Raw genomic sequence first — 19489 nt, 5'->3', positions numbered from 1 at the left:
ACCCTGGGGTTGACCCTGCGGCACGGGGGCGCGAAGGAGCGGCCACTCCCCAGGCAAGAGGACCTGCATGTCGATCGAGATCAAGATGCCCGCGCTGTCGCCGACGATGGAGGAGGGCACCCTCGCCAAATGGCTCGTCAAGGAAGGCGACACCGTCAAGTCCGGCGACATCATGGCCGAGATCGAGACCGACAAGGCGACGATGGAGTTTGAGGCGGTTGATGAAGGGACGATCGCCAAGATCCTCGTTGCCGAGGGCACGGACAACGTGAAGGTGGGCGCTGTGATCGCGATTCTCGCCGAAGAGGGCGAGGATGCGGCCGCGGTGCAGGCGCCGACCAAGTCGGAGACGCCCGAGCCGACCGATCCCGAGTTCAAGGGCCGGCCCGATCCGACCGACCCGAACAAGACCGGCAGCGAGGCGAAGCCCGCCGAGCGCACGCTGACGCAGGCCGAGGACCACGGCCGCCCGGCGACGCAGGACGCGCAGCCCGCATCGGGCGGCCGGATCAAGGCCAGCCCGCTCGCCCGCCGCATCGCCGCCGACAAGGGCATCGACCTTAACGCCGTGTCGGGCACCGGCCCCAACGGCCGCATCGTCAAGGCCGACGTCGAGGGCGCCAAGCCCGGCGCCGCTGCCCCTGCCGCGACCGCGCCGGCCGCGACGGATACGGCTGCCGCCGCGGCACCCGCCGCCGCCGCCAAGCCCGCCGCCGTGCCGGACATCCCGCACGAGGCGACCAAACTGTCGAACATGCGCAAGACGATCGCGCGCCGCCTGACCGAATCGAAGCAGACCGTGCCGCACATCTACCTGACGGTGGACGTGCAGCTCGACGCCTTGCTCAAGCTCCGCACCGAGCTCAACGCCAGCCTCGAGAGCCGCGGCGTCAAGCTGTCGGTCAACGACATGCTGGTGAAGGCGCTGGCCGCGGCGCTGATCGCGGTGCCGAAGTGCAACGTCATGTACACGCCGGACCAGCTGATCAGCTTCAAGCGCGCCGACATTTCGGTCGCGGTGTCGACGCCGGCCGGCCTGATCACGCCGATCGTCGTCGGCGCCGACACCAAGAGCCTGTCGACCATCTCGACCGAGGTGAAGGATCTTGCCGCGCGAGCCCGCGACAACAAGCTGAAGCCGGAGGAATTCCAGGGCGGCACCGCCTCGATCAGCAACATGGGCATGTTCGGGATCAAGCAGTTCGAGGCGGTGATCAATCCGCCGCAGGGCATGATCCTGGCGATCGGCGCGGGCGAGAAGCGGCCGTACATCGTCGACGGCCAGCTCGGCATCGCCACGGTGATGTCGGCCACCGGCAGCTTCGATCACCGCGCGATCGACGGTGCCGACGGCGCCGAGCTGATGAAGGCGTTCAAGGAGCTGGTCGAGCGTCCGCTCGGCATGCTCGCCTGAACGCAAGCGACGCCGCGCCGATGCGCACCCTGGTCGAACTGTTCCACCTCGTCGCCGGGCTCACCGCCGCCGCGCTGCTGACCGCGGCGGCGGCCTGGGCCTATCCGTTGGGGCGCGAGGTGATCTGGTGGTGCGGCGGGGTGGCGATGGCGGCCACCGCGATGATGGGCATCGGTCCGTTGCGTCGCGCGCGCGCCGCCGATCGGAGACGCTGACATGACCGACCTTCCGCCCGCCCTTCTGCCGCAGGACGCGCCGACGATCCGCGTCTCCGCCATGCCGGCGGATGCCAATGCCTATGGCGATATCTTCGGCGGCTGGCTGATGAGCCTGATGGACTCGGCCGCCGGCCTGGTCGCCGCCCGCCGGGCGAAGGGGCGCGCGGTGACGATCGCGATGGACGGCATGCAATTCCATGCGCCCGTCCATGTCGGCGACGAAGTCTCGGTCTATGCCCGGCTGATCACGGTCGGCCGCACCTCGATGGCGATCGCGGTCGAAAGCTGGGCGCGCGACCGGCATGGCGAGGAGGTGCGCAAGGTGACCGAGGCGCGCTTCACCTTCGTGGCGATCGACGAGGATCGCAAGCCGCGGCCGGTACCGGCCGCCTGAACTTTCCCTATTCCCCAGGTAAGGACCTTTCCGCGTGGCTGACACCTACGATCTCATCATCCTCGGTTCCGGCCCCGGCGGCTATGTCGCGGCGATCCGCGCCAGCCAGCTCGGCATGAAGGTCGCGATCGTCGAGCGCGAACGGCTGGGCGGCATCTGCCTCAACTGGGGCTGTATCCCGACCAAGGCGCTGCTCCGCACGTCGGAGATCTACCATTACATGACCCATGCCGACGCCTACGGGCTGAAGGCGGACAATGTCGGCTTCGACCTCGGCAAGATCGTCGACCGCAGCCGCAAGGTCGCGGGCCAGCTCAACGCCGGCGTCAAGGGCCTGATGAAGAAGAACAAGGTCACCGTCGTCGAGGGTGTCGGCACGGTCACCGGAAAGGGCAAGCTGTCGGTCAAGCAGGGCGACCAGACCGTCGAGCTCGCCGGCAAGCATATCCTGATCGCCACCGGCGCCCGCGCCCGCGACCTGCCCTTCGCCAAGGCGGACGGCGAGCGTATCTGGACCTATCGCCATGCGATGGTGCCGCAGGTCATGCCGACCAAGCTGCTGGTCATCGGCTCGGGCGCGATCGGCGTCGAATTCGCCAGCTTCTACAACGACATGGGCGCGGACGTGACGATCGTCGAGATGCTGCCGCGCATCCTGCCTGTCGAGGATGCCGAGGTCAGCGAGTTCATGACCAAGGCGCTGACCAAGCAGGGCATCAAGATCGTCACCGGCGCCGCGTTGGAGAAGATCGAGACCGGCAAGGACAAGGTGACGGCATCGATTAAGGGCGCCGACGGCAAGGTCGCGGCTGAGGAATACAGCCACGTCATCGTCGCGATCGGCATCGTCCCCAATACCGAGAATATCGGGCTGGAGGCCCTGGGCGTCGAGACCGAGCGTGGCCACATCAAGGTCGACGGCTTCGGCCGCACCAACGTCGAGGGGATCTATGCGATCGGCGACGTCACCGGCGCGCCCTGGCTGGCGCACAAGGCGAGCCACGAGGGCATCGTCTGCGTCGAGAAGATCGCCGGCGAGAACCCGCATCCCTTCGAGACGTGGAACATCCCGGGCTGCACCTACAGCCGGCCGCAAGTCGCCAGCGTCGGCCTGACCGAGGCCAAGGCCAAGGAGGCCGGGCATGAGGTGAAGGTCGGCAAATTCCCCTTCATCGGCAACGGCAAGGCGATCGCGCTCGGCGAGGCGGAGGGCTTCATCAAGACGGTGTTCGACGCCAAGACCGGCGAGCTGCTCGGCGCGCACATGGTCGGCGCGGAAGTCACCGAGCTGATCCAGGGCTATGTCGTCGCCCGCCAGCTCGAGACCACCGAGCATGAGCTGATGGAAACGGTGTTCGCGCATCCGACGCTGTCGGAGATGATGCACGAGAGCGTGCTGAGCGCCTACGGCCGCGCGCTGCACTTTTAGCATGGTGGTCGCACCGCCGGCCCTCACCCTCACGGCGCCGCGCGGAGGGCGCCGCCTCCCGGCAAAGGCAGGGGGAAGGGTGAGGGCAGCGGCTGCTAGAATAGAGTGATGATCCACCGCACCACCCGCCTCGCCATCGGCATGGCGCTGCTGTTCCTGGCCAGCGCCACGCTGTTCTGGCCGGGCTATGTCCAGTACGATAGCCTCGCTCAATATGAGCAGGCGTTGTCGGGCCGCTACGAGGACTGGCACCCGCCGATCATGGCGCATCTGTGGGCGCTGTTCGGCACGCGCGGCCAGGCGCCGATGATGCTGCTCCAGCTCGCCGGCTATTGGCTCGGCTTCGGCGTCCTGATCGTGGTGCTCGCCGCCATCGGCCGTCGCGTCGCGGCGCTCGCGCTGCTGGTCGTCGCGCTGTGGCCGCCGTTCCTCGGCTGGCAGCCGGTGGTGCTCAAGGACACGCAGATGCTCGCGGCGCTGCTCGCCGCGACCGGCCTGGTCGCGATGTGGCGGCTGCGCGAGCGGCGGCTACCCGTCGGCGTCTGGATCGTCGTCGCGCTGCTGCTCGGCTATGCCATGCTGGTCCGCGCGAACGCGGTCTTCGCCGTGGTGCCCTTCGTCGTCATGCTGGCGTGGCGCCGGCCGCGGCCGACGCCGCCGATCCGCATCGTGCTCGCCGCCCTGTTGGCGCTGGTCGCCATCCTGGCGGTGATCGGCATCGCCGGTCCGATCAACCATCGCCTGCTCGCCGCCACGCCCAGCGGGGTCGAGCGCACCCAGCCGACCTACGACCTTGCCGGCATCGCCGTGCGCAGCGGCGACCCCGCCACCGGCCTGTCACCGCGGGCGATCGTCGCGTTGCGCCGCAAGGCCTGCGTCCGCCCCTATTTCTGGGACCCGCTCGGCGAGCCGCGCCGCTGCCAAGCGGAGGTCGCGACGCTCGCGACGCTGTCGCCCGGCCAGCTCTATCTGCGCTGGGCGGCCGCCGCGGTGACCCATCCGATCGCCTATGCCGGCCATCGCCTCGCCCATCTCAATTCGACCATGCGCTGGCTGGTGCCGTTCCGCTGGCCCGGCGCGGCGCCGCCGCAGGCGAACGAGCCCAATCGCCTCGGCCTCGCATCGCCGGCCGCGCGCGCGACGCGGTGGCAGACGGTCGCCGCCACGCTGGTCGAAACGCCCTTTGGCTGGCCGATCGTCTGGTTCGTCCTGGCATTGATCCGGCTGCCCGCGGCCTGGCGGCGGGGGGACGGGGCAGGGCGGCTCGCCGCGGCGCTGCTCGTCTCGGCGCTCGCGCTGGAGGGCAGCTTCGCCGTGCTCAGCATCGCCTCCGACCTGCGCTACCATCTCTGGCCGATGATCGCGACGGCGATCGCTTGGGTACTCGTCGGCCGTATCCGCGTCGCCCGGCCGGCGCTGGTGCTGCTCGCGCTGGTCCTGTTCGCCGGCCTGATCGCCCGCGTCGTGCTGCCCGCGCCGCCGCAAACCTATGTCGGGATGTTGGGCTGACCACCGGCAACCGTCCAGCCGGCGAGCGCGTTGCCGCTGCTGGATGACCGGAGCAGATCATGGCCAAGCAAGACGATCACGACGCGATCTACAAGGAATTCGCCGAGGCGGTGAACATGACCCCCGCTACGCTGGAGAAGTTCCTCGACACCGACGACAGCAAGCGCGTCGGCTGGAAGGGCGAGGATGGCAAGGGATCGGGCGAGAGCGTCGGTCATAAGTCCGGCAAGCGGATCGTCGAGATCAAGCACAAGAAGAAGGCCGACCTTACCGACGACGATTATGCGCACATGAAGAAGGTGACGTCCTACGTCCACCGGCACCTGGCGCAGGGCGGGCCGAAGGACGACGTCGAGCACAGCGACTGGCGCTATTCCCTGATGAACTGGGGGCACGATCCACTGAAGGATTGAGCCCGGTCGATCGGATGGACCGGTCGAGGCGGGGTCGCGTGTCGGGTCGCCGCGATCCCACCCTAGCATCGCAAGCATGAGGTCCCTAAGTCGCACGCTATGCTGACTCCTGATCAGGCGCGTGATCGCGCCGCCGACATCGTCGCCCGTGCTCGTGCTGCAGGCGCCGATGCCGCCGATGCCGTCTTCGCCGCCGATTCCTCGCTCGACGTTTCCGTGCGCCTCGGCGCCCTGGAGGACGTCGGCCGGTCCGAAAGCGAAGAACTGGGCCTGCGCGTCTTCGTCGGCCAACGCTCGGCAAGCGTCTCCACCTCCGATCTGTCGAGCGACGCGGTCGCCGCCTTGGTCGAGCGCGCGGTAGCGATGGCGCGCGAGGCGCCGGAGGATCGCTGGGCGGGGCTTGCCCCGGCGGACCGGCTGATGCACGGCGCGCCGCCGCTGCTCGACCTCGACGACCGGGGCGAGGCGGAACCGGCCGAGCTCAAGGCGCTGGCGCTCGAAGCCGAGGAGGCGGCGCGTGCGGTCGCCGGTATTTCGAACAGCGAAGGCGCCGGCGCCAGCGCCTCCCGCTCGGTCTGGGCGCTCGCCACCAGCCACGGTTTCGCCGGAGCCTATGCCGCCACCGCCTATGGCCTGTCGGCGAGCGTGCTGGCTGGCGACGTCGCCAGCGGCATGGAGCGCGATTACTGGCATCACGCCGCCCGCCACCGCAGCCATCTCGAATCGGCGGCCGAGATCGGCCGGCGCGCGGGCGAGCGGGCGGTCGCGCGGCTCAACCCGGGGCGGATCGCCAGCGGGCCGATGCCGGTGGTCTTCGATCCTCGCGTCGGCGCCTCGTTGCTCGGCCACCTGACCGGCGCCATCGCGGGGCAGGCGATCACCCGCCGGACCAGCTTCCTGCTCGACGCGCTCGGCACGCAGGTGTTCGCGGCGGGCGTGTCGGTGCATGACGATCCGCATCGCCCGCACGGCCTGCGCTCGCGCCCGTTCGACGGCGAGGGTCTGCCGGTGTCGCCGGTCGCGCTGGTCGAGGACGGCATGCTCGAAACCTGGCTGCTGGACAGCGGCTCTGCCCGGCAATTGGGTCTGGAGCCGACCGGCCATGCCGCGCGCGGCGTCGGCGGCGGGCCGGGCGTGTCGCCGAGCAACCTCTACATGGCGGCGGGCGCGGTGCCGGTGGAAACTTTGATCGGCGACATCGTCCGCGGTGTCTATGTCACGGAACTGATCGGTCAGGGCGTCAATCCGGTCACCGGCGACTATAGCCGCGGTGCCGCCGGCTTCCTGATCGACAACGGCGCAATCGCCGGCCCGGTCGCCGAATTCACCGTCGCCGGCAACCTCAAGGACATGTTCCTGCAGCTGACGCCGGCGAACGATCTGGAATTCCGCTATGGCACCAACGTGCCGACGCTGCGCATCGACGGGATGACGGTCGCCGGTGGCTGACCCGCGCGCCGCCCTCTGCCGCGCCGTCGCCCAGGCGGCGGCTGATGCCGGGCAGATGGCTCTGGCGCGCTGGCGGACCGATTTCCGCCAATGGGAAAAGACGCCGGGCAGCCCGGTCTGCGAAGTCGACATCGACGTTGACCGGATGCTCCGTGCGCGCCTCGCCGCCCTGCTGCCGGAGGCGGGCTGGCTGTCGGAGGAAAGCGCCGACAGTCCCGAGCGCCTGGCTCACCATTGCGTCTGGGTGGTCGATCCGATCGACGGCACGCGCGACTATATCCGCGGGCGTGAGGGCTGGGCGGTGTCGGTCGCTCTGGTCGAGGACGGGCACGTGACGATCGCGGTGCTCGACGCGCCCGCGCGACGCGAGCGCTGGACCGCCGTCGCGGGGCAGGGGGCGTGGCGCAACGGCGTGCGGCTGCGGGCGGGCGGTCGTACCGCGCTGCCCGGAGCGCGCGTGCCGACCGACGCTCTGCCCAAGGCGGACCGCGATCTGTCGCCGGTCGCCAAGCCCAATTCGATCGCGCTGCGCATCGCCATGGTCGCCGCCGACGAGGCCGATCTGGTCGCGACGCTGCGTTGGGGCAACGAATGGGACATCGCCGCCGCAGTGCTGATCGCGGCGGAGGCGGGCGCGGGGATCGGCGATGCCACCGGTGCCGCGCTGCGCTTCAACAAGGCCGATCCGACCGCATTCGGCGTCGTCGCCGCGGCGCCCGGCATCCATGCCGCGGCGGTCGACCGGCTCGCCGACCGGGCCCGTGCGATCCTCGGCCCGCCACCTACGTCATCCTGAAAAAGGCTGTGATCTGAATTAGGTGCGCCGCTGAGGCACCGGAACCCTGACGCCTGCGTAACGTTTTGTTGCCGATCGATGCCATTGGGGGCGTCGACCGACACAAAGGGACCATCCGATGCTCTGGACCATCGCCGTCATCCTGCTCATCCTGTGGCTGCTCGGCTTCTCGCTCCACATCGCCGGTGGCCTGATCCACATCCTGCTCGTCATCGCGATCATCGTCGGCCTGATCCAGCTGTTCACCGGCCGCCGCGCCATCTAGGCGACCGGCCCCACGGTTCGCCGCGTTAACCACTGATTCTGATCGTAAAACTGGAACGTGGCGAGCCGGGGGCGGTTGATCTGCCGATGACCACTATCGACCGACCTCTGGTTCTCGTCGTCGAGGATCAACCCCTGTTGCGCGTCCACGCCCATCTTGCCCTAGAAGAAGCGGGGTTCGCCGTAATCGAAGCCGCCGATGCCGAGGAGGCGATGCTGCGCATGGCGCAGCCGCCCTATCCCGTTGCCGTCTTCACCGACATCCGGATGCCGGGGGCGATCGACGGGCTGCAATTGGCGCACCGGTTGCGGCAGGCGCGACCGGATCTGACGATCGTCATCACCTCCGGCGCTGGCAGCGTCGACGACGATGCCCTGCCCGTCGGCAGCGTCTTCCTGCCCAAACCCTATACGGCCGCACAGGTGGCGCGCCTGCTCGGCGACGGCCTGCTCCCGCCGGCCGCAGCGAGCGGGGCAAGTCGTCGCCTCGCCCCGTCGCTGGCGATCAGTGGACGAAGCGGGCGACCACGTCACGATAGCTGCGGCTGACCTTCACGCTCGCGCCCGAATCGAGGACGAGGAAGCATTCGCCGTTGGTGTGCGGCTTGACCTGCTTGACCAGGTCGAGGTTGACGATCGTCGACCGGTGGACGCGCTGGAACCGGCGCGGGTCGAGCCGCTTTTCCAGGTCCTTCATCGTCTCGCGCAGGATCAGCGTATTGTCGCCGGTGTAGATGCACATATAGTCGCCGGCGGCGTCGATCCGCTCGATCGTGTCGACGTCGACGCGGAAGATCTGGCCGCGATCCTTGATGTTGATGAGCTTTTCAAAGCGGTTCGCCGCGACACCATCGCTGCCGTCGGCCATGTCGGCCGCAGCTTCGGGCGCGTGCTCGGCAAGCACCTCCTTCAGCTTTTCGACCTCCTCGACGCCGCGCTTTTCGCTGAGCCTTTGCCGCACCCGGTCGAGTGTGTCGGCGAGGCGCGCTTCCTCGACGGGCTTCATCAGATAGTCGACCGCCTGCGCCTCGAACGCGCGCAACGCATGATCGGAATAAGCGGTGACGAAGACGAAGAGCGGCGGCTCCACCTCCATCAGCCCCTGCACCACCGAAAAGCCGTCGAAGCCCGGCATCTGGATGTCGAGAAAGACGAGATCGGGCTTGTGCGTCTTGATCGCGCGGATCGCCTCGCGCCCGTTGGAGCATTTCTCGATGATCTCGACATCATCGTGCGCCTGGAGCCGAAGCTCCAATCCCTGGATCGCGAGCGGTTCGTCGTCCACCAGGATGGTTCTGATCGTCATGCGGCCTCTCTACTCACATCGTCGAGCTGGAAGGGAATCTCGATATCCACCGAAAACCCGCCAGCCGGCGTGGTACGCGTCTCGAAGCGCTGATCCGGGCCATAGGCCTGCACCAGCCTCTCCCTGATATTGGTAAGACCCACGCCGGTTGAAAGGCTGGGCGTGATGCGGGTCTCGTGCAAGCCCGGCCCGGTGTCGGACACGCCGATCTGCACCCGGTCCCCGGCGAGCCGCACGCGCACGCAGATCTCCGCGCCATCCTCCTGCGGGCTGACCGCATATTTGATCGCATTCTCGACCAGGGGCTGGAGCAGCAGCGACGGCAGGCGGGCACGTTCGGCGCGCGGATCGATGTCGAACACCGGGCGCAACCGCTCCTCGAAGCGCATCTTTTCGATCTCGAGGTACAGTTTCAACGTCTCCACCTCCTGCGCGACCGTGACGTGCGCGGTCGGTTCGTTGGCGAGCGTGTAACGCAGGAAGGACGATAAACGGCTCAACATCGCATTCGCCCGTTCCGTCTGCTTGAGCAGGACGAGCGTCGAGATCGAGTTGAGCGTGTTGAACAGGAAGTGCGGGTTGAGCTGGTAGCGCAGCATCGCCAGCTGCGCCGACGACGCCTGATTTTCCAGCACGTGCATCTCGTCGATCTGCTGTTCGACGATCAGGTAGAAGTTGATGCCGAAATAGAGCGCCGACCAGCCGGTCAGGACGATGAAGGCGACATAGAGCGCGCCGAACATGCCGACGATCGTCACCGCGGCGCGATCGTCGCGCACCAGCGAGAAGGCGATGGAGACGATCAGCGCATAGAACAGCACCGCGCCGAGCAGCGTCAGCACGGTCAGCAGCACCCCGCCAAGGCGCGGCAGCGAGCGATAATAGCCGTACAGCGTCGAGAGCAGCAGGGTGATGCAATAGCCGACGATCGCCTCGACGATCGCGGGGATCACCGCCTTGACCGACAGGTTCGACAGCGTCGAGGCGCCGCGGAGCAGCAGATAGCCGGTCCAGCCGACGGCCTGCAGCGTCCAGAAGGCGCGGGCCTTGTCCTCGAAGAAGGGGCGTACGTTGAGCGCGGGGCGCTGCGGGGCGGGAAGGGTCGCCATGTCGCCCCGCCTCTACACGGGAGCGGCGCGTCGCGCAAAAGAGAAGGGCCGCCGCTTGCCCGAAGGAAGCGGCGGCCCTGGAGTTCGAACCGTCAGGCGGTTCCCGTTCGCCTTAGAAGGAGAAGCGGGCGCCGAGGCGGATCTGGTACAGCGACTGCGTGAAGTTCAGCGACTTGGTGTTCGGCGACGCGAACGAGCTGTAGCGATACTGGGCGCATGGCTGCGACGAGCTGGTGTTGACCACACCCGTCCCCGGCGTGGTCCCGGTCGGCGTCGCCACGCTCAGGCACTGCACGTTGACCAACGAGGCGCCATACGGGAAGCCGAACTGGCGCAGACCGCCCCAGTTCTTGTTGAGCAGGTTCGGCAGGTTGTTGATGTCCGCGAAGATCGACAGGCGGGACTTGCCGAGGAACGTCGGAATTTCCTGCTCGACGTGCAGATCGATGCGGGTGAACGCCCGGTTGCGTGCGGTGTTCTTGGCGATGATCTGGCCACGATACTTGGCGAGATCGGGGTTGGCATTGATGTAGGCGTCGAGCGCGGTCTGCGTGGTCGTGCTGTCGTAGCTGACCTTAGCATCGCCGGTACCGGTCGGCACGTAGAGCAGGTTGGTCGGCGTGTTGCCGGTCAGCACGGTGCCGAACACGGTCGAACGGGTCGAGACGTTGTCCTGCATCGTGTAGCTGAACGGACGGCCCGCGCGGGTTTCACCGAACAGCTGGAACACGGTGCGATAGTCGCCGAAGAACGCGTGATCGTAGCCGACCGAATACTTGAACTGCCACTTGATCTGGTCGCTCGACGTTCCATACGACGGGACGTTCGGATCGGCGAAGAACTGGTTGCGGTAGTTCGAGTTGATCGTCGACGAAGTCGCGTTGCCGACATCCTTCACCCATTGGCGGGTGTAGCTACCCGACAGGCTCAGACCCCAATCAAAGTCCTTGCTGGCGCGAACGACGATGATGTGGCTGTGGCCCTGATGGCTGTTGCCCGTGATGATGTCGTAATTGGCATCGGCAAAGGTACCGGTCGCGGCACCGTAGCGGACGCGACCGTCCGGCAGCAGGCCGATCGGCACCGACCGCGCGTCGGTGAAGATCACGCCGTCGACGACCTTAGAGTAGTAATAATCGGCACCCAGGTTGAAGCCCTGGAAGCGGTAATCACCCGAAATCGTCGCCTTCAGCGACCGCGGCAGATGGAAGTTCGGTGCCAGGGCGCCGGTGTTGGTGCGCGCGACGTTTGCGGCTGCCGCGGGATTGGCAGCTGCGTTGGCGGCAAAGGCTGCCACCGACGACGGCACGTTGCCGGTGACGTTGTTGAGCGCCGCGGTGCAGATGTCGGTCGGCACGGTGATGCTCGAGGTGCAGGTGTTGGAACCCTGCGCCGCGCGCGTGATCGTGATCGCGCTGGTGGTGATCGTGTTCGAGAAGCTGTTCGACTCGTAGATGTCGGGCGAACCGCCACCGAAGATGCCGGCGCCGCCGCGCAGCTTCAGCCCACCGAGGAAGTTGTCGGGCTTCCAATCGAAGCTGATGCGCGGCTCGAACTGATCGAGGCCGTTGTAGGTATTCGTGTTCGGATAGCCGTAGCGGGTGTTAAAATAGGGATTGTAGACCGGGCGCTCACCCTGGGCATACATGCTGTACCGCGCGCCATAAGTGACGGCGAGGGTGTCGGTAACCTGCCACTCGTCCTGCATGCCGAAGGTGAACTGGGTATAGCGGAAGTCGGCTGCCGCGCTCACGCCGGGGATCGGCGCTGCATAGATGAGCTGGTTGGCGTTGCCGGCCTGGAAGTCAGCCAGCGAGTCGAAGTAATAGGTGCCGAGGCTATTCTGCACGAAGTTGTTGAACGTGCGGTTCTGCGTCACGTCGACCAGCGCCTGGATCTGGTGCTGACCGGCGGTGTAGCGGCCGAGCAGCGAGCCTTCCCAGGTGTCGAAGAACAGCTGGTTCGTCTGACGCGAATTGTCCGGACCGAAATAGATCCGCGGTACGCCCGTCGAACAGCCGGTCGTGCTGCCGCTCGACGTCGCATCGGCGCAGACGCCGAGCTGGCCGATGCCACGGCCGAGCAGCGGCTCCTGGCCACGCAGATTGTACTTGTAGATCGCGCGCGCTTCGGTCGAGAACTTGTCCGTCCAGTCCGAGTTCAGCTGAACGATGCCCGCCTTCAGCAGCTCGGTCAGCGCATAGGCGTTGGAGCTGAGGCCATAGGTCGGGTTGGCGGCGTTGGTGCTGGTGTTGTTCTGGCTGACCAGCGAATCATATGCGTTGATGTACGACACCGACAGGCGCTGGCCGTCCATGATGTTCCAGTCGATCCGACCGGTAATCTTTTCGTCCTTGCGCGGGTTGATCGTCAGTACGCTGCCGACGTTGGCGCCGAGATTGCGACCGTTGGCCACGCCGATCACCGAGTTGATCTGGCTGTTGAGCAGCGTCGGGTTGGCATATGAGCCGAGCAGCGTCGAAAACGGGCGCGGATCGGTGTTGCGCTCAGCCGAGACCATGAAGAACAGCTTGTCGGCGATCAGCGGACCGCGCAGCGTCGCGCCATAGGTTTCCGACTTGTACTTCGGCGTCACCTGCGTCGAGCTGCCGATGCGATCACCGGTCAGGCCGTCGGTGTTCTGCGAATAGAAGCCGGTGCCGTGGAATTCGTTGGTACCGGACAGCAGAACCGTGTCGATCGTGCCGCCCTGGAAGCCCGACTGACGGAAGTCATAGGGCGCAATCGAAACCGACACCTGCGAGATCGCGTCGAACGGCACCGGACCACGGTTGGTCGGGCTGGCGTCCTGGTTCAGACCGAAGGTGTCGCCGACGGTCACGCCGTTGATGGTGAAGCGGTTGTAGCGCGGATTGACGCCGGCAAAGCTGACCGCGCCGCCGCGGTCGCCGCTGTTCGACAGGTCGAGCGTCGCAAAGGGGTCACGGCGCTGGATGTCGCGGATGTCGCGGTTGACCGAGGCGACCTTGCTGATCGTCTCCTGGGTCAGCACCGTCTGCGGACCGTCCGAGGTCGTGCCGGCGCCACGGATCGACGATGCGCGAACGACGATGTCGCCAGCTTCGTCGCCGGCAGCCGGCGTCAGGTCGATCGGCAGGGAGAAGGGCTGCTGAACGACGGTGTAGATGTCGGTGACGGTGCGGTTACCCTGCGGGCTCGCGATCTCAACGGTGTAGGGACCGCCGACAGGCAGGCCGCTGGCGTTGAACGTGCCGTCCGGGCCCGTCGCCGTGTTGATGCGGGCGTTGGTCGTGGTGTTGGTGATCGTCACCGTCGCGCCCGCCACCGGAGCGCCGCTGGCCGTCACCGAGCCTCGAATCGCTGACGTCGTCTCCTGCGCGGACACGGCCGCCGGTGCGATGAGCGCGACCGCGGCCACACCCAGGAAAAGGTTGTTTCGCATCAGAAAAATGTCCCCTTTGAGCTTCAGCTCGGAATCGCGGCCAGCGTTGTGCCGTCTCCGCGCGCCCTGCCCGTGGGATATTTCTATTCTGTGACAATCGCGAGTCGTGGTTGCTACGCGGGTTACGTTCGCGCTGCTGCGTTGCAAAAACGCAACGCTTCCAAGGGTTTTAGGTCCGCCTCGTCACCAACTCGGAACCAAGTCAGTCCAGCGTGACGGCGCCGGCCACCAGCCCGTTCCACGTCGCCTCGTCAATGACGCGGACGCCCAGATCCGCGGCCTTTTTCAGCTTCGAGCCGGCGTCCGCCCCGGCGATGACCAGATCGGTCTTCGCCGACACCGATCCGGCGACCCGCGCGCCCAGCGCCTCCGCCTGCGCCTTGGCTTCGTCGCGGCTCAGCGTCTCCAGCTTGCCGGTGAACACTAGCGTCTGGCCGCTGACCGCCGATTCGCGGGTCTGCCAGACCAGATCGGCCGGCGTTACCTGGCTGAGCAGGTCGTCGACCGCGGCGCGATTGTGCGGTTCCGCGAAAAAGTCGATCAGCGCCAGCGCCACCTCCGGTCCGACCTGCTTGGTGTCGACCACCGCAGCCAGCGCCTTGGCGAGGCGGGCGAGGTGCTTGTCGTCGCTCTCGCCGATCGCCGCCGGCGTCGCGTCGCGCAGCGCGATGCCCTGGTCGATCATCGCCATCAGCCCGGCCCAGCTCGTCCACCGCCGCGCCAGATCGCGCGCGGTGACCTCGCCGACGTGGCGGATGCCGAGCGCGAACAGGAAGCGGTCGAGCGGCGGCGTGCGCCGCGCGTCGATCGCCGCGATCAGGTTGCGCGCCGACACCTCGGCCCAGCGTTCGCGCGCGAGCAACGTCTCCTCGGTCAGCCGGAAGATGTCCGCCGGCGTCTGGATCAGACCGTCGCGGAAGAAGCTTTCGATATTGGTGATGCCGAGGCCGTCGATATCGAGCGCGTGGCGCGAGACGAAATGGCGCAATCGCTCAACGCGCTGCGCCGGGCAGATCAGGCCCCCCGAACAGCGCCAGTCGACCTCGCCGGGCGCGCGCTCCGCCGCCGATCCGCATTCGGGGCAATGGGTGGGGAAGGGCCATGGCGGGCGGCTGTCGTCGCGCGACAGATTGTCGACGATCTGCGGGATGACGTCGCCGGCACGCTGCAGCACGACGCGGTCGCCGGGCCGGACGCCTAGCCGCGCGATCTCGTCGGCATTGTGCAGCGTCGCGTTGGTGACGACGACGCCGCCGACGGTCACCGGCTCCAGCCGCGCGACCGGGGTCAGCTTGCCGGTGCGGCCGACCTGGATGTCGATCGCGTTGAGCGTCGTCTGCGCCTGCTGCGCCGGGAATTTGTGGGCGATCGCCCAGCGCGGCGCGCGCGCGACCTGGCCGAGCCGCTGCTGCCAGTCGAGCCGGTCGACCTTGTAGACGACGCCGTCGATGTCGAAGGGCAGGTCGGCGCGGCGTGCCTCGATCGCGCGATAGGCGGCGATCGCCGCCTCCACCGTATCGGCACGGGTGAAGCCCTCCGCGATCGGCAGTCCCCACTGCTGTAAGGCGGCGACGACCCCGCTCTGCGTCTCGGCGGGCAAGGCGAACACCTCGCCCCAACCGTGCGCGAAGAAGCGCAGCGGGCGGCTGGCGGTGACGCCGGCGTCCTTCTGGCGCAGCGAGCCGGCGGCGGCATTGCGCGGATTGGCGAACTGGCGGGCCGCCTTGCCGCTCGCCTCGGCCTCGTCGGCGAGCCGGCGGTTGAGCGCGGCGAAATCCGCCTTGGCCATATAGACCTCGCCCCGGATCTCGAACACCGCCGGCGCTTCCGCGGGCAGCGTGGCGGGGATGTCGGCGATGGTGCGGACATTCTCCGTGACGTCCTCGCCGACCTGCCCGTCGCCGCGGGTCAGCGCCTGGACGAGCCGACGGTCCTCGTAGCGCAGCGAACAGGACAGGCCGTCGATCTTGGTCTCCGCGGTCAGCGCCACCGGCTCGTCATCGGCGAGGCGCAGGAAGCGGCGAACGCGGGCGACGAATTCGGCCACCTCCTCGTCCGAGAAGGCGTTGTCGAGGCTCATCATCGGCCGGGCATGGGCGACCTTGGCAAGATGGCCGGCGGGCGTCGCCCCGAGCTGGCGACTGGGCGAATCGGCGCGGACCAGATGCGGGAAGGCCGTTTCGAGTGCGGCGTTGCGGCGGATCAGCGCGTCATAGTCGGCGTCGCTGATCTCCGGCGCATCCTCCGTATGATACAGGCGATTGTGATGGGCGATCTCGGCGGCGAGCGCTTCCAGCTCGGCGGCAGCCTGGGTCTCGGTCTCGGGCAGATCGGTCATGCGCATGGCGGTAGGGGAGGCGGGCGCGATCGGGCAAGCCCCGCGCTACAACCACCAGCTGGGATAGACGGCGACGATCGCCATCGACAGCGCCAGCACCGGCAGCGCGGTGCGCCATTCGAAGCTCGCCAGCGTCTCCAGCGATCGTCGTGTATTCCACGCGGCGATCATGGCCGCGACCAGGCACCAGGCCAGCCACCAGCCGGTGCCCGCCGGCCGCCGGATGATCACGTCGATCGCCAGCGCCAGCACCGCGACGCCGCCGATGGCGGAGAGCAGGCTGAGCAGCGTCCCGACAGGCAGCATCGCCAGCGCGACGCGCGATTCGACATCCCGGATGGCCATCGCTGTTTCGTCGCGGCTGGACCGCGGCGGCGCAAGTCCCATCGCCGCGTAAAATTCCTCACGCGCCGTGAACCAACCTCGTCCGCGCGCGCTTTCGTCTGCAAAGGCAGGGAGATAGCGCGTGACCGATCAGACCAATCGCCGTGACCTGTTCAAGGGCGCGGCCGCGGCCGGAGTCACCGCGGCGGCCGCGCCGGCACTGGCCCAGGCGGGTACCGTGCCCGTATCCGACCCGAAGACGAAATACCCCAGCCAACCCTTTGCGGAACAGCGGCAGAAATGGCCGGCCCTGCAGCGCGAGATGAAGCCGGTGCCGGATTGCGGCGAGGCGAGCTATCGCGGCTCCGGCCGGCTCGCCGGGCGCAAGGCGCTGGTCACCGGCGGTGATTCGGGCATCGGCCGCGCCGCGGTGATCGCCTTCGCACGCGAGGGGGCGGACGTCGCGATCAATTATTATCCGACCGAGGAGCCGGACGCGCAGGACGTCGCCCGCCTGTTGCGCGGCGAGGGCCGCAAGGTGGTGCTGATCCCCGGCGACCTGACCGACGAAAAATTCTGCCGCGACCTGATCGGGCGCGCCAATCGCGAACTCGGCGGGCTCGACATCCTGGTCAACAACGCCGCCTATCAGCAGAGCAAGGCGTCGATCATGGAGATCAGCGCCGAACAGTTCGACCGGACGATGAAGACCAACCTCTATGCGATGTTCCACCTGACCAAGGCGGCGATCCCGTTGATGAAGCCAGGCGCGGCGATCATCAACACTGCCTCGGTCAATTCGGTTAGTCCGGAAAAGGAATTGCTCGATTACGCGACGACCAAGGCGGGCATCCTGATCTTCACCAAGGCGCTGGCCAAGCAGATCGCCAGCAAGGGCATCCGCGTCAATGCGGTGGCGCCGGGGCCGATCTGGACGCCGCTGCAGGTCGCCGGCGGGCAATTGCCGGGCGAGATGGACAAGTTCGGCCAGGACACGCCGTTGGGACGCGCCGGCCAGCCGGCGGAGCTGGCCGGCCTCTACGTCAGCCTGGCCGATCCGACCAACAGCTTCACCACCGGCAGCGCCTTTGGCGCGAACGGCGGGACGGGGGCGATCTGATCGCCCGTGAGGGCGGCGGCCAAGTCCTTGATGATCGCGCGTTTCGCCGCGAGTCTTGACAGAATTGACGCCTGAACGGGGTTTCTCGCCCCCTCCACGATGCCGGGCTCGACCCGAGCGCCTCACGGGCGTGGACGGGGGAGGCGGTGCTGAGGCCGCTCGTGACCATCGCCATTTGGACCACGATGAGAAAGAGCCGTTAACCCGCCCGCATCATGCCCCCATCCGGCCGTGTAGGACAGCGCCTTATGCGGTCTCCAACAGGCGGTCGGCCTGGGCGCGCGCCTCGTCCGTCACCGTCGCGCCGGACAGCATGCGGGCGATCTCCTCGCGCCGCTCGGCCTCGTCGAGGAGGCGCACGCCGGTGCGGGTGACGGTGCCGTCATGGCTCTTGGCGATCAGCAGATGTTCGGCGCCGCGGGCCGCGACCTGCGGCGAATGGGTGACGACCAGCAGCTGCGTCCGCTCCGCCAGTCGCGCCAGCCGATCGCCGATCGCGCTCGCCACCGCGCCGCCGACGCCACGGTCGATCTCGTCGAAGATCATCGTCGCCGCGCCGCCTTCCTCGGCCAGCGCGACCTTGAGCGCCAGGATGAAGCGCGACAATTCGCCGCCGCTGGCGATCTTGGCGAGCGGGGCGAAGGGCGCGCCGGGGTTGGTCGCGATCTCGAACTCGACGCGATCCTTGCCATGCGCCGACCAGCCTTCGGCACCGACCGTCTGCACCACCGTGCGGAAGCGCGCCGCATCGAGCTTGAGCGGCGCCAGCTCGCCCGCCACCGCCGCATCGAGCCGCTCCGCCGCGGCCCGTCGACGTGTCGAAAGAATGTCGGCGGCGGCATCGTAATCGGCCCGCGCCGCCGCGACCGTCGCTTCCAGCACCGCAATGCCGTCCTCGCCCGCCTCCAGTCGGTCGAGGCGCTCGCGCAATTCGCTGGCGAGTGCGGGGAGATCATCGGGCTGAACGCGATGCTTGCGCGCCATGCCGCGCAGCTCGAACAGCCGCGCCTCGTCATCCTCCAGCGCGCGCGGATCGAAGGCAAGCGCGCCATGCGCCTCGCGCAACCGCTCCTCCGCAGCCGATGCCTCGATCACCGCGCGGTCGATCGCCGCCAGCGCCTCGGCCAGGGCAGGGTGATCCTCGGCGATCCGCTCCAGCACCCGCGCCGCCTGGCGCAATTGCGACAGGCCGCCGTCCGATCCGTCGAGATGCGCGTCGATCGCCGCCAGTTCGCTGGCGATCTTTTCGGCACGCTGCATGCCGCGACGCTTTTCGGCCAACGCCTCTTCCTCGCCCGGCTCGGCGGCGAGCGCGGTCAGTTCGCCGACCGCATGTTCCAGCCATTCGCGGTCGCGCGCCGCCGTCTCGATCTCCGCGCGCGCCGCGGCGAGCTTGGCCTCGGCGTCGCGGAACGCTGCCCAGGCCCGCGCCGTGTCGGCGGTGTCGATCCGGCCGAAGGCGTCGAGCAGCGCACGATGGCCGCGCGGGTTGAGCAGGCCACGATCATCGTGCTGGCCGTGGATCTCGACCAGCATCGGCGCCATCTCGCGCAGCAGCGCCGCGCCCGCCGGCTGATTGTTGACGAAGCCGCGGCTGCCGCCGTCCGCCTTGACCAGGCGGCGGACGAGCAGCGGCTCGCCCGGCTCGACCTCGATGCCATTGTCGTCGAGCAGCGCGCGCAGCGATCCGGTCGGCGGGTCGAAGGTCGCGGTCACCGTCGCCTGCGCCGCGCCATGGCGCACCAGCCCGCTCTCGCCGCGCGCACCCAGCGCCAGGCCGAGCGCGTCGAGCAGGATCGACTTGCCCGCGCCGGTTTCACCGGTCAGCACGTCGAGCCCGGACCCGAATTCGAGATCCAGCGCCTCGATCAGCACCACGTCGCGGATGGAAAGCGCAGTCAGCATCGTCGGCCGATATAGCGCGGCGGCGCGGCGATGTTGATCCCTCAATGTTCTGTTTTTTCGAGACGGGCGGCGCGGTC

Annotated in this window: 17 protein-coding genes; 11 read left to right on the top strand and 6 right to left on the bottom strand. The window is 68.0% G+C overall.

From position 1 onward, the window contains the following. The first annotated feature begins 67 nt into the window (after nucleotides 1-67). From ACU5AX_RS05915 to ACU5AX_RS05870, 10 genes are all read left to right on the top strand, one after another. Nucleotides 68-1414 (top strand): pyruvate dehydrogenase complex dihydrolipoamide acetyltransferase, encoded by a 1347-nt coding sequence (locus tag ACU5AX_RS05915; protein WP_446690020.1) that lies wholly within the window; start codon nucleotides 68-70, stop codon nucleotides 1412-1414. A 20-nt stretch (nucleotides 1415-1434) separates the two neighbouring features. Then, entirely contained in the window at nucleotides 1435-1629 is a 195-nt protein-coding gene (locus ACU5AX_RS05910) for a hypothetical protein (protein WP_198352238.1), read from the top strand. A gap of 1 nt (nucleotide 1630) precedes the next feature. Beyond that, nucleotides 1631-2026 carry an acyl-CoA thioesterase gene (locus ACU5AX_RS05905; protein ID WP_198352239.1) on the top strand — a complete coding sequence of 132 codons (396 nt, stop codon included), beginning with the start codon at nucleotides 1631-1633 and terminating at the stop codon, nucleotides 2024-2026. A 34-nt stretch (nucleotides 2027-2060) separates the two neighbouring features. Continuing rightward, nucleotides 2061-3455, top strand: a complete 1395-nt coding sequence (gene lpdA, locus ACU5AX_RS05900; protein WP_446690019.1) for a dihydrolipoyl dehydrogenase — start codon at nucleotides 2061-2063, stop codon at nucleotides 3453-3455. A 108-nt stretch (nucleotides 3456-3563) separates the two neighbouring features. Further along, complete coding sequence (locus ACU5AX_RS05895; RefSeq protein WP_446690018.1) at nucleotides 3564-4964, top strand: hypothetical protein; 1401 nt, start codon at nucleotides 3564-3566, stop codon at nucleotides 4962-4964. Nucleotides 4965-5023: 59 nt separating this feature from the next. Beyond that, the gene (locus ACU5AX_RS05890; protein WP_446690017.1) at nucleotides 5024-5377 is read left to right on the top strand and encodes a DUF3140 domain-containing protein; all 354 of its coding nucleotides are present in this window, start codon (nucleotides 5024-5026) and stop codon (nucleotides 5375-5377) included. Between the two features lie 99 nt (nucleotides 5378-5476). Next, on the top strand, nucleotides 5477-6826 hold the full coding sequence (locus ACU5AX_RS05885; RefSeq protein ID WP_446690016.1) for a TldD/PmbA family protein: 1350 nt from the start codon (nucleotides 5477-5479) through the stop codon (nucleotides 6824-6826). Then, the gene (locus tag ACU5AX_RS05880; protein ID WP_446690015.1) at nucleotides 6819-7622 is read left to right on the top strand and encodes a 3'(2'),5'-bisphosphate nucleotidase CysQ; all 804 of its coding nucleotides are present in this window, start codon (nucleotides 6819-6821) and stop codon (nucleotides 7620-7622) included. The genes ACU5AX_RS05885 and ACU5AX_RS05880 overlap by 8 nt, the downstream gene beginning before the upstream one ends. A 118-nt stretch (nucleotides 7623-7740) precedes the next feature. Beyond that, on the top strand, nucleotides 7741-7887 hold the full coding sequence (locus ACU5AX_RS05875) for a lmo0937 family membrane protein (protein WP_198352245.1): 147 nt from the start codon (nucleotides 7741-7743) through the stop codon (nucleotides 7885-7887). 86 nt (nucleotides 7888-7973) lie between these two features. Continuing rightward, on the top strand, nucleotides 7974-8435 hold the full coding sequence (locus ACU5AX_RS05870) for a response regulator (RefSeq protein ID WP_446690014.1): 462 nt from the start codon (nucleotides 7974-7976) through the stop codon (nucleotides 8433-8435). Here the strand turns inward: ACU5AX_RS05870 and ACU5AX_RS05865 are convergent. The 5 genes from ACU5AX_RS05865 to ACU5AX_RS05845 all read right to left on the bottom strand — a co-directional run bounded on the left by ACU5AX_RS05865 (nucleotide 8392) and on the right by ACU5AX_RS05845 (nucleotide 16408). Then, nucleotides 8392-9192, bottom strand: coding sequence for a LytR/AlgR family response regulator transcription factor (locus ACU5AX_RS05865; protein ID WP_198352246.1), 801 nt, complete (start codon nucleotides 9190-9192; stop codon nucleotides 8392-8394). The genes ACU5AX_RS05870 and ACU5AX_RS05865 overlap by 44 nt on opposite strands. Beyond that, the gene (locus tag ACU5AX_RS05860; protein WP_198352247.1) at nucleotides 9189-10301 is read right to left on the bottom strand and encodes a sensor histidine kinase; all 1113 of its coding nucleotides are present in this window, start codon (nucleotides 10299-10301) and stop codon (nucleotides 9189-9191) included. Before ACU5AX_RS05860 ends, ACU5AX_RS05865 begins: the two co-directional genes overlap by 4 nt. A 112-nt stretch (nucleotides 10302-10413) precedes the next feature. Further along, the gene (locus ACU5AX_RS05855; protein ID WP_446690013.1) at nucleotides 10414-13725 is read right to left on the bottom strand and encodes a TonB-dependent receptor; all 3312 of its coding nucleotides are present in this window, start codon (nucleotides 13723-13725) and stop codon (nucleotides 10414-10416) included. Between the two features lie 202 nt (nucleotides 13726-13927). Further along, the gene (ligA, locus tag ACU5AX_RS05850) at nucleotides 13928-16063 is read right to left on the bottom strand and encodes an NAD-dependent DNA ligase LigA (protein WP_446690012.1); all 2136 of its coding nucleotides are present in this window, start codon (nucleotides 16061-16063) and stop codon (nucleotides 13928-13930) included. A 45-nt stretch (nucleotides 16064-16108) separates the two neighbouring features. Continuing rightward, nucleotides 16109-16408 carry a hypothetical protein gene (locus ACU5AX_RS05845; protein ID WP_446690011.1) on the bottom strand — a complete coding sequence of 100 codons (300 nt, stop codon included), beginning with the start codon at nucleotides 16406-16408 and terminating at the stop codon, nucleotides 16109-16111. Between the two features lie 121 nt (nucleotides 16409-16529). Here ACU5AX_RS05845 and ACU5AX_RS05840 point away from each other — a divergent pair, with 121 nt between their 5' ends. Further along, the gene (locus ACU5AX_RS05840; protein WP_446690010.1) at nucleotides 16530-17507 is read left to right on the top strand and encodes an SDR family oxidoreductase; all 978 of its coding nucleotides are present in this window, start codon (nucleotides 16530-16532) and stop codon (nucleotides 17505-17507) included. Between the two features lie 246 nt (nucleotides 17508-17753). Here the strand turns inward: ACU5AX_RS05840 and recN are convergent, their stop codons facing one another. Continuing rightward, a complete protein-coding gene (recN, locus tag ACU5AX_RS05835; RefSeq protein WP_446690009.1) occupies nucleotides 17754-19412 on the bottom strand; it encodes a DNA repair protein RecN in 1659 nt (552 codons plus the stop codon). Nucleotides 19413-19489 lie beyond the last annotated feature (77 nt).

The organism is Sphingomonas benefaciens (genome assembly GCF_052907485.1).
Note: the sequence above shows the minus strand (reverse complement) of the source record. Positions and strands in the feature narration are given on the sequence as shown.